Source organism: Cupriavidus sp. 22TCCZM04-2 (assembly GCF_057798895.1).
In genome coordinates this window covers 492530-505685 of record NZ_JBYOJS010000001.1, presented here as the reverse complement: position 1 = coordinate 505685, position 13156 = coordinate 492530, and the positions used below count along the sequence as shown (strand labels likewise).

General features: G+C 64.5%; 12 protein-coding genes. 7 read left to right on the top strand and 5 right to left on the bottom strand.

Annotation, left to right across the window (positions count from 1 at the left end):
• The first annotated feature begins 94 nt into the window (after positions 1-94).
• The 7 genes from AC3FKG_RS02325 to AC3FKG_RS02295 all read left to right on the top strand — a co-directional run bounded on the left by AC3FKG_RS02325 (position 95) and on the right by AC3FKG_RS02295 (position 7267).
• Positions 95-646 (top strand): cytochrome b, encoded by a 552-nt coding sequence (locus AC3FKG_RS02325; RefSeq protein WP_483709227.1) that lies wholly within the window; start codon positions 95-97, stop codon positions 644-646.
• 102 nt (positions 647-748) lie between these two features.
• Complete coding sequence (locus tag AC3FKG_RS02320) at positions 749-1321, top strand: YceI family protein (RefSeq protein ID WP_483709226.1); 573 nt, start codon at positions 749-751, stop codon at positions 1319-1321.
• 85 nt (positions 1322-1406) lie between these two features.
• Positions 1407-1997, top strand: a complete 591-nt coding sequence (locus tag AC3FKG_RS02315; protein ID WP_488742321.1) for a YceI family protein — start codon at positions 1407-1409, stop codon at positions 1995-1997.
• Between the two features lie 378 nt (positions 1998-2375).
• Positions 2376-3779: a class I SAM-dependent methyltransferase gene (locus AC3FKG_RS02310; protein ID WP_483709223.1), complete on the top strand. Its 1404-nt coding sequence runs from the start codon at positions 2376-2378 to the stop codon at positions 3777-3779.
• Between the two features lie 5 nt (positions 3780-3784).
• Positions 3785-5122: a sensor histidine kinase gene (locus tag AC3FKG_RS02305; RefSeq protein ID WP_483709221.1), complete on the top strand. Its 1338-nt coding sequence runs from the start codon at positions 3785-3787 to the stop codon at positions 5120-5122.
• A gap of 7 nt (positions 5123-5129) precedes the next feature.
• Positions 5130-6263, top strand: a complete 1134-nt coding sequence (locus AC3FKG_RS02300; protein ID WP_483709220.1) for a hybrid sensor histidine kinase/response regulator — start codon at positions 5130-5132, stop codon at positions 6261-6263.
• Positions 6260-7267, top strand: coding sequence for a response regulator (locus AC3FKG_RS02295; protein ID WP_488742320.1), 1008 nt, complete (start codon positions 6260-6262; stop codon positions 7265-7267). Before AC3FKG_RS02300 ends, AC3FKG_RS02295 begins: the two co-directional genes overlap by 4 nt.
• An 82-nt stretch (positions 7268-7349) precedes the next feature.
• Here the strand turns inward: AC3FKG_RS02295 and secF are convergent, their stop codons facing one another.
• The 5 genes from secF to queA form a co-directional block, all read right to left on the bottom strand.
• Positions 7350-8321 (bottom strand): protein translocase subunit SecF, encoded by a 972-nt coding sequence (gene secF / locus AC3FKG_RS02290; protein WP_483709217.1) that lies wholly within the window; start codon positions 8319-8321, stop codon positions 7350-7352.
• Between the two features lie 24 nt (positions 8322-8345).
• Complete coding sequence (gene secD / locus AC3FKG_RS02285; protein WP_483709216.1) at positions 8346-10211, bottom strand: protein translocase subunit SecD; 1866 nt, start codon at positions 10209-10211, stop codon at positions 8346-8348.
• A 196-nt stretch (positions 10212-10407) separates the two neighbouring features.
• Positions 10408-10734, bottom strand: coding sequence for a preprotein translocase subunit YajC (yajC, locus tag AC3FKG_RS02280; RefSeq protein WP_483709215.1), 327 nt, complete (start codon positions 10732-10734; stop codon positions 10408-10410).
• A gap of 185 nt (positions 10735-10919) precedes the next feature.
• Positions 10920-12050 carry a tRNA guanosine(34) transglycosylase Tgt gene (gene tgt / locus AC3FKG_RS02275; RefSeq protein WP_483709214.1) on the bottom strand — a complete coding sequence of 377 codons (1131 nt, stop codon included), beginning with the start codon at positions 12048-12050 and terminating at the stop codon, positions 10920-10922.
• 53 nt (positions 12051-12103) lie between these two features.
• On the bottom strand, positions 12104-13153 hold the full coding sequence (queA, locus tag AC3FKG_RS02270) for a tRNA preQ1(34) S-adenosylmethionine ribosyltransferase-isomerase QueA (RefSeq protein ID WP_483709213.1): 1050 nt from the start codon (positions 13151-13153) through the stop codon (positions 12104-12106).
• Between the last annotated feature and the right edge of the window lie 3 nt (positions 13154-13156).

Here is a 13156-nt window from a genome sequence, read left to right as displayed (position 1 = left end):
CAATAATGCGAGAATCTGAAGCGCGGGGCCAGGTTTCCCGTTGCAGAGTTGCCCAAAGATTGTGAAATGCCCGCGACAAGGGCTGAGGAATTTGATGCGTTCGAACGCTACTGCTACCGGCTACGGTGCCACGGCCATCGGCCTGCACTGGATCATTGCCTTGCTGATCTTCGCCGCCTTCGGGCTCGGCTGGTACATGACCGGCATCCCCGGGCTGACGCCGACCAAGCTCAAGCTGTTCTCGTGGCACAAATGGCTCGGCGTTACCGTGTTCATCATCGCCGTGCTGCGCGTACTCTGGCGCGCCACGCATGCCGCGCCCCCGGTTGCCCCGGGCACGCCGGCATGGCAGGCCAAGGCCGCCGCGGGCGCCCATCACCTGCTTTACATGCTGATCATCGTGGTGCCGGTCACCGGTTACCTGTACAGCATGGCAGCGGGCGTCCCCGTGGTCTACCTGGGCCTGTGGAAGATGCCGGTCCTGATCGAGGCCAATGAAGAACTCAAGGCCGTCTTCAAGGTCGCGCATGTCGCGCTGAACTACCTGATGGCGGGCGTCGTGGCGGTGCACGCGGCCGCTGCCATCAAGCACCAGGTCGTCGATCGCGACGGCACGCTTGGCCGCATGCTGCCGTTCCTGCGCTAGGCCTCGCGACCGGAGCAGGTCGCTTCGGTCGTTGCTGTTCGGGAAATCCCTTTTCGGTTCTGATGCGCGGCGCAGGGCGCCGCCCACTGACAGGAGTCATTGATGAAACGCATTCCCCGCCCCGGTTCGCTGCTGCTGGCCGCCGTGCTGACCACCACCGGAGTCGCCGCCAACCTTGCCTGGGCGCAGATCGACACCGCCAGGAGCGCGGTGACCGCGGTGGCGCGCCAGATCGGCGTGCCCATGGAAGGCAAGTTCAAGAAGTTTGACGCCAACGTCGACTTCGATCCCGCCAGGCTCGCGACGTCGTCGGCCAAGGTCGAGATCGACGTGTCGAGCTTCGAGATCGCCGACGCCGAGACCACCAAGGAAGTGAAGGGCAAGGACTGGTTCGACGCGGCGAAGTACCCGAAGGCCGTGTTCCAGTCCACCAGCATCAAGAACGGCACGCCGGGCAAGTACGAGGTGGCCGGCAAGCTGACCATCAAGGGCAAGACCCAGGACATCGTCATCCCGGCTACGTATCGCCAGGACGGCGCTGCCCAGGTGTTCGAAGGCGTGCTGCCGATCAAGCGCACGGCCTTCAATATCGGCGACGGCGAATGGAAGGATACTTCCGTGGTCGCCGACGACGTGCAGATCAAGTTCCGTATCGTGACGGCAGCAAAGAAGTGAAGCCCGGCTGCGCCGGTCTTCTCGAACTGAACAGCTGTTGCCATTCCCGTTGATGTTCCTCTCCAACCTTTTGTCGGGAGATCCCATGAAACTGCGTACTCTTATGACCGCCATGGCGGCCGTTGCTGCAACTGCCGCCTTCGGCGTGGCTTCGGCCAACACCGTGACCTATAACCTTGATCCGACCCACACCTACCCGAGCTTCGAAGCCGACCACCTCGGCGGACTGTCGACCTGGCGCGGCAAGTTCGAGAAATCCAGCGGCGTGGTCACGCTGGACCGCGCCGCCAAGAGCGGCACGGTGGACGTGAAGATCGATCCGGCCTCGATCGACTTTGGTAATTCCAAGCTGAACCAGCACGCCAAGAGCCCGGACATGTTCGATGTCGAGGCCTTCCCGGAAGCCAGCTACAAGGGCAAGTTCAGCAAGTTCAAGGGCGACGTCCCGACCGAAGTGGAGGGCATGCTGACCCTGCGCGGCGTGTCCAAGCCGGTCAAGCTGGAAATCCGCGACTTCAAGTGCATCCAGCACCCGATGCTCAAGCGCGAGGCTTGCGGCGCCGACGCGATTGGCCAGTTCAACCGTGCCGACTTCGGCCTCGACTATGGCGTGAAGATGGGCTTCAACCCGCAGGTCAAGCTGGCGATCCAGGTCGAAGGCGTCCGCGCGGAGTAATCCTGGGCGCTGCAGCCCAATTTGAAAAGGCCGGCCTTGCCGGCCTTTTTTGTTTTCCGCATGCTTGCCCACACATGTACCAGGGAGTACGGGGGACGTTTCATCCACTTGGTTGTATGGGCCGCTCTTGCCACAGTACAATGACCCGCAGCAAATTGTCTTGAATCAGATTCTTCCCGATACAGGCGGGCAACCGGAGCACCCCCGGTGACCAAGCCTCCAACAGGCATTCGCGCACCCGACATGAGCATTCGCTGTACATTCCGAAAACGGTAGGCGTCTCCGCGACCCTGTTGCCCCTCCTGTGCTGTACCTGGCCGCCCGGTCCGTCCGGCTGCATGGCCTCCAGCCTTTCTCGGATTTCCCTGGCGTAATACCGTGTATTCCAAAACGCAAATCGATCCGGTAGTCAGCTTTCGCAACTCGCAGGGCGAGCAGGTGCGGGGCACGATCATCAATCTCCAGAGAAAGTCTCTGGTGATGGAAATCTACAATCCGTATTCGATCGTGCAGGTCAGCGAGGTGCTGAGCGAACTCAGCATCCGCATGGGGCCAAAGAACGCCTATCTCGGCAAGGCCGTGGTGATGAGCCTGGTGAATACCGGCCTGACCGCGGTCGTGTCACTCACGCTGATCGACGAGTGGCTGGAGCTGAGCAACCTCGACAACGAGCCGAATTCGGTTGCGCGCGAGTCGCAGCGCTTCGTGCAGGACTGGAACGAGCGTTTCAATATCCGGCGCGACTACCAGATCGTGGTCAATGAAATGCGCGCATTCCTGTCGGAGGTGTCGCGCTGGGTCGAGCAGGTCGACATGTCCAGCGCGTTGCCCAAGGAGGGCGATACGCTGCGCATGGACGTCTTCGAGGAGCTGGCCACGCCGATCGCCCTGAAGATACGCCAGTATTCCGCCGTGCTCGATGGCGAAGCCGCGAATGTGCCGGAAGAGCAGACCGTGATGCACCGCACCTTCACGCAGGCGGCGCTGCATCCGTTGCTGCTGCGCTCGCCATTCGTGTTTCGCACCTACACCAAGCCGCTCGGCTACGCGGGCGACTATGAGATGGTGAACCAGATTCTCTCGGATCCGCGCGAGGGCCCGAACACCTATTTCCAGATCGTCAACGCGACCTTCCTGCAGTCCTCCGTGGCCGCTGCCCACCGCAACCGCATCGACCTGCTGGTCGATTTCCTGGTGCGCGTGGCCGAGCAGGCCAAGGCCGCTGGCAGGCCGTTTCGCCTGCTCAATGTCGGTTGCGGGCCCGCGGTGGAGATCCGCCGTTTCATTGCCGAGTACCCGGAACCGCAGTGGCTGTCGTTCCAGCTGCTCGACTTCAGCGAGGAAACGCTGGATTACACCCGCGCGCGCATCGAGGAAAGTTGCCGGCAGGCCGGTGTGAAGGTCGATGTCGAATACGTCCATCACTCGGTGCATGAGCTGCTCAAGCGGCGCATCGAGATAGATCCGTCGCTGCGCGAGTTCGACGGGGTCTATTGCGCCGGCCTGTTCGACTACCTCTCGGATCGCGTTTGCGCGCGCCTGCTCAATTATTTCTCGTCGCGCACGCACCCCGAGGGACGCATCCTGGCCACCAACGTTCACGTCAACAATCCGGAACGGTACAGCATGGAACATATGCTGGAGTGGTACCTGATCTATCGCGATGAGCCGGGCATGCAAGCGCTGCTGCCCTCCAACACGCGCGACGGCCGCACGTACGTCGATGTCACCGGCGTCAATGTGTTCGTCGAAGCCGTCGTGACCGATCCGGCCAAGGCCTGACTACCATGTTGAAACGGACTGCAGGGCAGTATTCCCGGTACGAGGCCGAGCTGGGCGACTTCCGCCTGATTTCGAGCCGGGCCGGCGCGCTGACGGCCATCGTGCTGGTGATGGCTGGCGTCGGTCTCGACTACGGTATCTATCCCGGCCACCAATTGCAGTTCTTCGTGGCACGCCTGGTGGTCTCGGTATTGATCGGGCTGATTTTCCTGCTGCTGGTAAAGGGGGCCGGACGGCGCTTTGTCCAGCCGCTCACGCTGGCCTGGCTGCTGCTGCCGCAGGTGATGATCGCCTGGATGATTGCCACGACCGACGGCGCCTCCTCTATCTACTATGCGGGACTGAACCTTGTCATCTTCGCGGTCGGCATAGCGATGCCCATGGGCCTGTGGCAGACCGTCGGCTTCGGCGCGGTGACCTATCTGCTGTACTTCGTGGCCTGCCTGGTCCATCCCGAAGGCCTGGCACAGAATGGGCACTTCCTCGTCAATTCGCTGTTCATCGTGTTTTCGATCGTGGCCAGCGCCGTCTACACGTTCATGAACGAGCGCGGTCACTTCCACCTGATCCGGCTCAAGCAGGAGCTGGCGGGCAAGAACGAGGAACTGGCCGACATCAACCGCCGGCTCGCGGACATCAAGGGCCAGATGCTGCAGCAGGAAAAGATGGCGGCCATCGGTACGCTCGCGGCAGGCCTGCTGCATGAGGTGAACAATCCGGTCAACTTCTGCCTGATGGCCATCGAGGTGGCCATGGAAGAGCCGCAGACCAAGGAAAATCCGTCGCTGGAGGAATGCCTGGTCGATGCCAAGCAGGGCATGCAGCGCATCCAGCATATCGTGTCGGACCTGAAGACCTTCGCCTACCGCAAGCCCGGTGCCGAGGTAGAAGGCACGCCGTTCCTGTTCGAGAAGGCGCTCGATTCCTCCGTCCGCCTCACGGCCCACGAGCTGCGCGGCGTCAAGATGACGCGCGAACTGCCCGATGACACGCTGGTGCTCGGCGACGAAGCGGCCGTCATCGGCGTGCTGATCAACCTGTTCTCCAACGCCGCGCTGGCGATGCGCAAGGCAGGCACGGTGGCGCCGGCCATCCATACCACGATCCGTTGGGTGGAAAGCCGCCTGCATGTGCGAGTCCAGGACAACGGCCCGGGCATTGCGCCGGAGAACCTGGCGCGCGTGTTCGAGCCGTTCTTTACCACGCGCGACGTAGGGCAGGGGCTGGGGCTGGGCCTGTCGATCAGCTATGCGGTGATCGAGCGGCACGGCGGCCAGCTGTTTGCCGAGAGCGAATTCGGCAAGTGGGCCGCCTTCAGTTTCGACCTGCCGCGCGCGGAGTGATCTGGCCATGAGCGAAGTCCAGCAGGCACGGCCGACCGTGCTTTACGTCGACGATGAAGACATGGCGCTCAAGTACTTTGCGCGCGCCGTGGGCAACGAGTATGAAGTCCTGACCGCAGCCGGCGCCGACGAGGCGATCGACATTCTGCGTGGCGCCGGCGCGCGCACGGCAATCCTGGTCACCGATTTCCGCATGCCGGGACGCGATGGCGGCGACCTGTTGCGCCAGGTGGCCGAGGAATTCCCGCAGATCGTCCGCATTCTCGTCACGGCGTATGCCGACAAGGACGTGCTGCTGCAGACCGTCAACAGCGGCGAAGTGTTTCGCATCCTGGAAAAGCCGCTGAGCGTCGGCGATGTGCGCAATGTCCTGCGCCTGGCCGTGGAGCGCTCGCGCGAGCGGGCCCTGCGGCAGCAGCGGTTGATGGCGATCGACGAAACGCTGGCCTTCCTGGCCCACGAGCTGAATACGCCGCTCGCGGCCATTGCCAATTTCGCGCGCGGCATCGAGGGGCGCGTGACGGCCGAATACACCGCACAGCGCCAGGGCGAGATCGGCCAGGCCGCCAGCGCCATGCGCGACAACGCCCAGTATTGCCTGGCGGTGCTGTCGTCGTTCCTGCAATCCGTGCGCAGCAGTGCGGGCAGTACGCCGGGGCGGCAGGAGCCGGGCACCGAAGTGAGCGCGGGCGCGCTGGTCGCGTCGCTGCTCGATAGCTATCCGTTCAATGCCGACCAGCGCAACTGGGTCCAGGTGGAGATGCACGGCGATTTTCCCGTGCAGACGCTGCCCAACTGCGTGGCGCTGGTGCTGTCCTCGGTCATGAGCAATGCGCTGCGCGCGCTCGGCGACGTCGGCGCGCCCCTGCTGCGCTTTGTCGTGGTGTCGAAGCCGCGTCAGGAGATCCGCATCTGCGACAACGGCCCGGGGATTCCGCCCGAGGTGATGGAGCGCCTGCTCGTGGACCCCGTCACCACCCACGCGGGGGCCGGCGGCAGCGGCCTCGGCATGATTTTCTGCAACCGCGTCATGCAGTCGTTTGGCGGCGGCATCCGGATCGCCTCAGCGTCCGGAGCCGGCACGACCGTGACGCTGGACTTCCCAAATTTCAAGAATCGAATGAACAGGAGTGACCGATGAACGAACCGAATGCCACCCAGGCACCACCCCCGGCGATTCTGTTCGTCGACGACGAAGCCACGGCCGTCAAATATTTCCAGCGCGCGATCGGCGCGCTGGCCCCTGTGGTGACCGCCGGCTCGGTGGAAGAGGGCAAGGCACAGCTCGAAGCGCACGCCGACAGCCTCGCGGTACTGGTGTCCGACCAGCGCATGCCGGGCGAGTATGGCAACGAGCTGCTGCGCCATGCGCGCGAGCGCTATCCGCATATCGTGCGGATCCTGACCACCGCGTATTCGGAACTGGACCAGACCGTCGAGGCCGTCAACCAGGGGCAGATCCACCGCTATATCAAGAAGCCGTGGGACATCACCGCGCTGCGCATGGAACTGAAGCAGGCACTGGAGATGGCCGGCCTGCGCAAGGAGCGCGACCAGCTCGTGCGCGAAAAGTTGGGCGTGCTGCAGACCCAGACCGTGGCCACGCGCATCGGCATGATCCACGCGCTGTGCGCGAGCCTGATCGGCCCGGGCCGCTTCCAACCCGTCGAGACCTACCTGGCCGGCACGGAGCTGGGCGGCGCGCGCAATGCCGAACCCGACTGGCAGCGCATGGACTATGCCGACCTGGTAGGCGCCGAGAGCGAGCGCAGCGGTACCTTCGGCCATGCCGTGGGCACGCAGCTGGCGGCCTTGCGCACGCAGCATGCCGGGCGCGGCGCCGCCGATGCGCTGCAGGTCGTGGCCGAGGCGCTGGGCGACAGCACCGTGCGCCGCGAAGGCGAGACCGTGGTATGGACCGCACCGTCCGCGCTCAGCGAATTCCTTGCCAAGCCGGTGGGCGAGGCGGTTTCCGCGCAGCATGCGGCGTGGCTGGCCAGCCTGCTGTGGCTCGAAGAAGCCGGCGGCGCGCTGCAGTTCTCGCGCGAAGGCGAGACCATTGCCTGCCGTGCCGGCACACGCACGGCCAGCTTTTCGACGGACCGGCTGGCGATCTGGATCGAGCGGTTTTCGGAACGGGGGTGAGCGGCCGCACCGGCTCAGCAACCTTGATCCGAGCAACAAAAAAGCGCACCGAAAGGTGCGCTTTTTTTGTCCGGCATCAGTCTCAGGCCTGCGCGCCGTAGTTCGGATCATCGCGATCCGTGCCCCCGGCCTTCTTGTCGCCCTTGACCAGGTCTTCGCGCTTGACGCCAAACCACATGGCCAGCGCCGCGGCAACGAACACCGACGAGTAGATACCGAACAGGATACCGACCGTCAGCGCCAGGGCGAAGTAGTGCAGGGTGGGGCCGCCGAAGAAGAACATCGACAGCACCATCATTTCGGTCGAGCCGTGGGTGATGATGGTCCGCGACATCGTGCTGGTGATCGCGTGGTCGATGACCTCGTGCGTGGTCATCTTGCGGTACTTGCGGAAGGCCTCGCGGATCCGGTCGAAGATCACGACCGACTCGTTCACCGAGTAGCCGAGCACCGCCAGGATAGCTGCCAGCACCGACAGCGAGAATTCCCACTGGAAGAACGCGAAGAAGCCCAGGATGATCACCACGTCGTGCAGGTTGGCGATGATGCCCGCCACCGCGAACTTCCACTCGAAGCGGAAAGACAGGTAGATCACGATGCCGATCACCACGCACAGCAAGGCCAGCAGGCCGTCGGTGGCCAGTTCCTTGCCGACCTGCGGGCCGACGAACTCCACGCGTTGCAGCTTGACGTCAGGCGTGGCCGCCTGCAGTGCGCCCATGACCTGCTCGCTCTGCTGGGCCGAGGTGACTGGCTTGCCGTCCGGGCCCTTCTGCAGCGGCAGGCGGATCATGACGTCGCGCGAGGTGCCGAAGTTCTGCACCTGCACGTCGGTATAGCCGAGCTTGCCCACCTGGCCGCGGATCTTTTCGAGATCGGCCGCCTGCTGGTAGTTGACCTCCATCACCGTGCCGCCGGTGAACTCGATCGACAGGTGCAGGCCCTTGTGCCACAGGAAGAATACGGCGGCGGCAAACGTCAGGAAGGACACCACGTTGAAGATCAACGCGTGCTTCATGAACGGAATGTCGCGCCGGATGCGGAAGAATTCCATGATGTTGTCCTGATGTATCCGTGCTTACTTGGCGACCGGGGTGTCCGCACCCGGCTTCCAGATCTGGCCGATGGCCACGCTCTGCAGCTTCTTCTTGCGGCCGTACCAGAGGTTGACCAGGCCGCGGTTGAAGAACACCGCCGAGAACATCGAGGTCAGGATGCCCAGGCAGTGCACCACGGCAAAGCCGCGCACCGGACCGGAGCCGAAGGCCAGCAGCGCCAGGCCCGCGATCAGCGTGGTCACGTTGGAGTCCAGGATGGTGGCCCAGGCGCGCTCGAAGCCGACGGCGATCGCCATCTGCGGCGAAGCGCCCCCGCGCAGTTCCTCGCGGATACGCTCGTTGATCAGTACGTTGGCGTCGATGGCCATGCCCAGCACCAGCGCGATAGCGGCAATGCCCGGCAGCGTCAGCGTGGCCTGCAGCATCGACAGCACCGCAATCAGCAGCAGCAGGTTGATGCCGAGCGCCGCCACCGAGAACACGCCGAACAGCATGTAGTACAGCACCATGAACACGGCGATGGCGCCGAACCCATAGGCCACCGAGTCAAAGCCCTTCTGGATGTTGTCAGCGCCCAGCGACGGGCCGATGGTGCGTTCCTCGATGATTTCCATCGGCGCGGCCAGCGAGCCGGCGCGCAGCAGCAGGGCCAGGTCGTTGGCGGCTTCGGTCGAGTAGGAGCCGGTGATCTGGAAGCTCGAACCGAGTTCGGACTGGATCGTTGCCACGGTCAGGACCTCGCCCTTGCCCTTTTCGAACAGCACGATGCCCATCGGCTTGCCGATGTTTTCGCGCGAGACGTCGCGCAGCACGCGGCCGCCCTGGGCGTCGAGCTTGATGTTGACCGACGGGCGCTGGTTCTGGTCGAAGCCGGCCGATGCGCTTTCGATGCGGTCGCCGGTGAAGATCACCTGCTTGCGCAGGATCACCGGGGCGCCGTTGCCTTGCGTGAACAGTTCGTCGCCAAACGGCACGGGGTCGCCCGGGCGCGGGTTGCGCGGCGCGTCGGGATCGGCCAGACGGGCTTCCAGCGTGGCGGTACGGCCGATGATGTCCTTGGCCTTGGCGGTGTCCTGCACGCCGGGCAGCTGCACCACGATACGATCCGCGCCTTGCTGCTGGATCACGGGCTCGGCCACGCCAAGCTCGTTCACGCGGTTGTGCAGGGTCGTGATGTTCTGCTTGACGGCGGCGTCCTGCACGGCCTTGCGGGCGGCATCCGTAAAGGTGCCGACCACGTTGTTGCCGTCCATGGCGAAGGCGAGTTCGCGCAGGTTGTCGGCCAGGATGGCGAGCGCCTTGTTGGCGTCGTCGGCATTGCTGAAGCGCACGGTCAGCTTGTCGCCGTCGCGGTCGATGCCGCCGTGGCGAACGTTCTTGTCGCGCAGCAGGGTACGGGCATCGCCCGAAAGGCTGTCGAGCTTCTTGTCGACGGCACCCTTCATGTCGACCTGCAGCAGGAAGTGCACGCCGCCGCGCAGGTCCAGGCCCAGGTACATCGGCAGCGCGTGCATGGCGGTCAGCCAGCGCGGCGAGCCCGAGAGCAGGTTCAGCGCCACCACGTAGGTCGGGTCGGCCGCGTCGGGGTTGAGCGTGCGCGTCAGGACGTCCTTGGCCTTGAGTTGGTCGTCGGTGGTGCGAAAGCGCGCCTTGACCGAGCCGGACTGGCCCGAAACATCGAAGAACACGCCGTCAGGCTTGAGCTGGTTCTGGGCCAGGATCTCTTCCACATGCTTCTGCATGGAGAGGTCCACCTTGACCGTAGCCTTGCCCGAGGAGACCTGCACGGCGGGCGCCTCGCCGAAGAAATTCGGCAGCGTGTAGGTGATGCCGATGGCCAGGGCCACCAGGATCACGACATATTTCCAAAGCGGATAACGATTCATCTCTGGCCAGTCATTCTGCGGTTGGCGGATTCGCCGGGGGCCCAAGGGGCACGCCGGCGGAGCCGGACCGGTTGGCAAACAGCCGCCTGGCCGCCACGGGAAGGCCTTTTACAGGCCCACGGGCTGATCAGGCGGCTGCCAGGGCATGCGCATGCGGCATGCCGGAAAAGACAAAGGGCAGTGTCGCGAACGGGAGTCAGAGCGACTTCAGCGAGCCCTTCGGCAGCACCGTGGTCACGGCGTTCTTCTGCACGGTGATTTCGGTGCCTGCGGCGATTTCCAGGCTGACGTACTGGTCGGTCACCTTGGTTACCTTGCCCAGGATGCCGCCGGCCGTGACGACTTCGTCGTTCTTGGCGAGGGCTTCCAGCATGGCCTTGCTTTCCTTCTGGCGCTTCATCTGCGGGCGGATCATGATGAACCACAGCACGCCGAACATCAGGATGATGGGCAGGAAGCTCATCAGGCCACCCGCTGCGCCGCCGGCACCGGCGGTCTGGGCGAATGCATTAGAAATCAGCACGTTGATTCTCCGTCACAAAAGTCATTCAAGTAATCGACCATTCTATCACCCGACTCGGTCACGCCCCGGCATTCTAGGCCGGAATTCGGGTTTGTTCGGGGTGCGTTCTGGACGACTTGCCGCTAAGGGCGGCAAGGCCGTCACAACCCCGGTATTCGACCATGCCGGGCCGGAAAGTTCTCGGCTCAGCGCGCGCCGCGCGCGCGGTCGCTGGCGAACTGCCGACGGAAGTCGCTGAAGCGGTGTTGTTCGATCGACTCGCGCACTTCGCGCATCAGCTGCAGGTAGTAGTGCAGGTTGTGGATGGTGTTCAGGCGCGCACCCAGGATCTCGCCGACGCGATGCAGGTGGTGCAGGTAAGCGCGCGAGAAGTTGCGGCAGGTGTAGCAGGCGCAGCTTTCGTCGAGCGGGCGCGGGTCGTTGCGATGCGCGGCGTTCTTGATCTTGACGTCGCCGAAACGCGTGAATAGCCAGCCGTTGCGCGCATTGCGGGTCGGCATCACGCAGTCGAACATGTCGACACCGGCGGCCACGCCTGCCACCAGGTCTTCGGGCGTGCCCACGCCCATCAGGTAATGCGGCTTGTTGGCCGGAAGGCGCGGCGCGACGTGCTCGAGCACGCGCATCATGTCCTCCTTGGGCTCGCCCACCGACAGGCCGCCGATGGCGAAACCGTGGAAGTCCAGCTCCGACAGGCCGGCCAGCGATTCATCGCGCAGGTCCTCGAACATGCCGCCCTGGACGATGCCGAACAGCGCATTCGGGTTGGCCAGGCGTTCGAATTCATCGCGCGAGCGCTTGGCCCAGCGCAGGCTCATGCGCATCGACGTGGCCGCCTCTTCGTGCGTGGCGGGACGGCCTTCGATCTCGTACGGCGTGCATTCGTCGAACTGCATGACGATGTCCGAGTTCAGCGTGCGCTGGATCTGCATCGAGATTTCGGGCGACAGGAACAGCTTGTCGCCATTGACCGGCGACGCGAACGTGACGCCATCTTCGGTGATCTTGCGCAGATCACCGAGCGAGAACACCTGGAAGCCGCCCGAGTCGGTCAGGATCGGCTTGTCCCAGCCGATGAAGCGGTGCAGGCCTTCATGCGCGTTCACCACGTCCAGCCCCGGGCGCAGCCACAGGTGGAAGGTGTTGCCCAGGATGATCTCGGCGCCGATCTCGTTCAGTTCCAGCGGCGACATGGCCTTGACCGAGCCATAGGTCCCGACCGGCATGAAGATGGGCGTCTCGACCACGCCGTGGTTCAGGGTGACGCGGCCGCGGCGCGCGTTGCCGTCGGTGGTGAGGAGTTCGAAGTTAAGCATGGCGGGATTCGGAATTCGGTTCTGGCTTCAGGGCTGGCGCGGATCTGCAAGTTTCACTGGCGGGTCAGGAACATCGCGTCGCCGTAGCTGAAGAAACGGTAGCGCGCCTCGACCGCGTGGCGGTAGGCGGCGCGGATGGCTTCCACGCCGGCCAGCGCCGACACCAGCATCAGCAGCGTCGACTTGGGCAGGTGGAAGTTGGTGATCAGGGCATCGACCAGGCGGAACTGGTAGCCCGGCGTGATGAAGATGTCGGTGTCGCCGCTGCCGGCGTCCAGCGTGCCGTCGGGCTTCGCGGCCGATTCGAGCGCGCGCAGCGAGGTCGTGCCCACCGCAATGACGCGCCCGCCACGCGCACGCGTTTCGCGCACGGCGTCCGCCAGTTCCGGCGAGATGGCGTACCACTCCGAGTGCATCTTGTGTTCGGCGATATTCTCGGTGCGCACCGGCTGGAAGGTGCCGGCGCCGACGTGCAGTGTCAGAAACGCCCGGCGCACGCCGGCGGCGTCGAGCCTGGCAAACAGCGCATCGTCGAAATGCAGCCCGGCGGTCGGCGCGGCCACCGCGCCAGGGTTGCGCGCGTAGACGGTCTGGTAGCGCGTTTCGTCGTAGGCGTCCGGGTCGTGCGTGATGTATGGCGGCAGCGGCAAGCGTCCATACTGCTCGATCAGGTCCAGCGCTGGTGCGGGGAAGCGCAGCGTGAAGAACTGGTCGACGCGCGGGCCGACCGTGACGGCGAAGGCGTCATCGGCCAGGTGCAGTTGGCTGCCCTCGGGCGGTGTCTTGGACGCGCGCACCTGGGCCAGGACGGTGTGCGAATCCAGCACGCGCTCCACCAGCACCTCGACCTTGCCACCGCTGCGCTTGTGCCCAAAGAAGCGCGCCTTGATCACGCGCGTGTCATTGAACACCAGCAGGTCGTCGGGCCGCAGGTATTCGGTGATCTCGCTGAACGCGCGGTCGACTAGCCGGACAGCGTCGGGCTGCTCGCCCGGCGCCAGGCGCTTGACTACCAGCAGCCGGCTGGCGCTGCGGTCGGGCAGGGCGCTTTGTGCAATCAGTTCGGGCGGCAGCGGGAAATCGAAATCGGACAGCGTCAGCATGAG

Bases quoted from the DNA above. Each gene is read 5' to 3' on its own strand.
- tgt (WP_483709214.1), bottom strand. From the start codon at position 12,050: ATGCTTAACTTCGAACTCCTCACCACCGACGGCAACGCGCGCCGCGGC.
- secF (WP_483709217.1), bottom strand. From the start codon at position 8,321: ATGGAATTCTTCCGCATCCGGCGCGACATTCCGTTCATGAAGCACGCG.
- AC3FKG_RS02305 (WP_483709221.1), top strand. From the start codon at position 3,785: ATGTTGAAACGGACTGCAGGGCAGTATTCCCGGTACGAGGCCGAGCTG.
- AC3FKG_RS02300 (WP_483709220.1), top strand. From the start codon at position 5,130: ATGAGCGAAGTCCAGCAGGCACGGCCGACCGTGCTTTACGTCGACGAT.
- AC3FKG_RS02295 (WP_488742320.1), top strand. From the start codon at position 6,260: ATGAACGAACCGAATGCCACCCAGGCACCACCCCCGGCGATTCTGTTC.
- AC3FKG_RS02320 (WP_483709226.1), top strand. From the start codon at position 749: ATGAAACGCATTCCCCGCCCCGGTTCGCTGCTGCTGGCCGCCGTGCTG.
- secD (WP_483709216.1), bottom strand. From the start codon at position 10,211: ATGAATCGTTATCCGCTTTGGAAATATGTCGTGATCCTGGTGGCCCTG.
- AC3FKG_RS02315 (WP_488742321.1), top strand. From the start codon at position 1,407: ATGAAACTGCGTACTCTTATGACCGCCATGGCGGCCGTTGCTGCAACT.
- AC3FKG_RS02325 (WP_483709227.1), top strand. From the start codon at position 95: ATGCGTTCGAACGCTACTGCTACCGGCTACGGTGCCACGGCCATCGGC.
- queA (WP_483709213.1), bottom strand. From the start codon at position 13,153: ATGCTGACGCTGTCCGATTTCGATTTCCCGCTGCCGCCCGAACTGATT.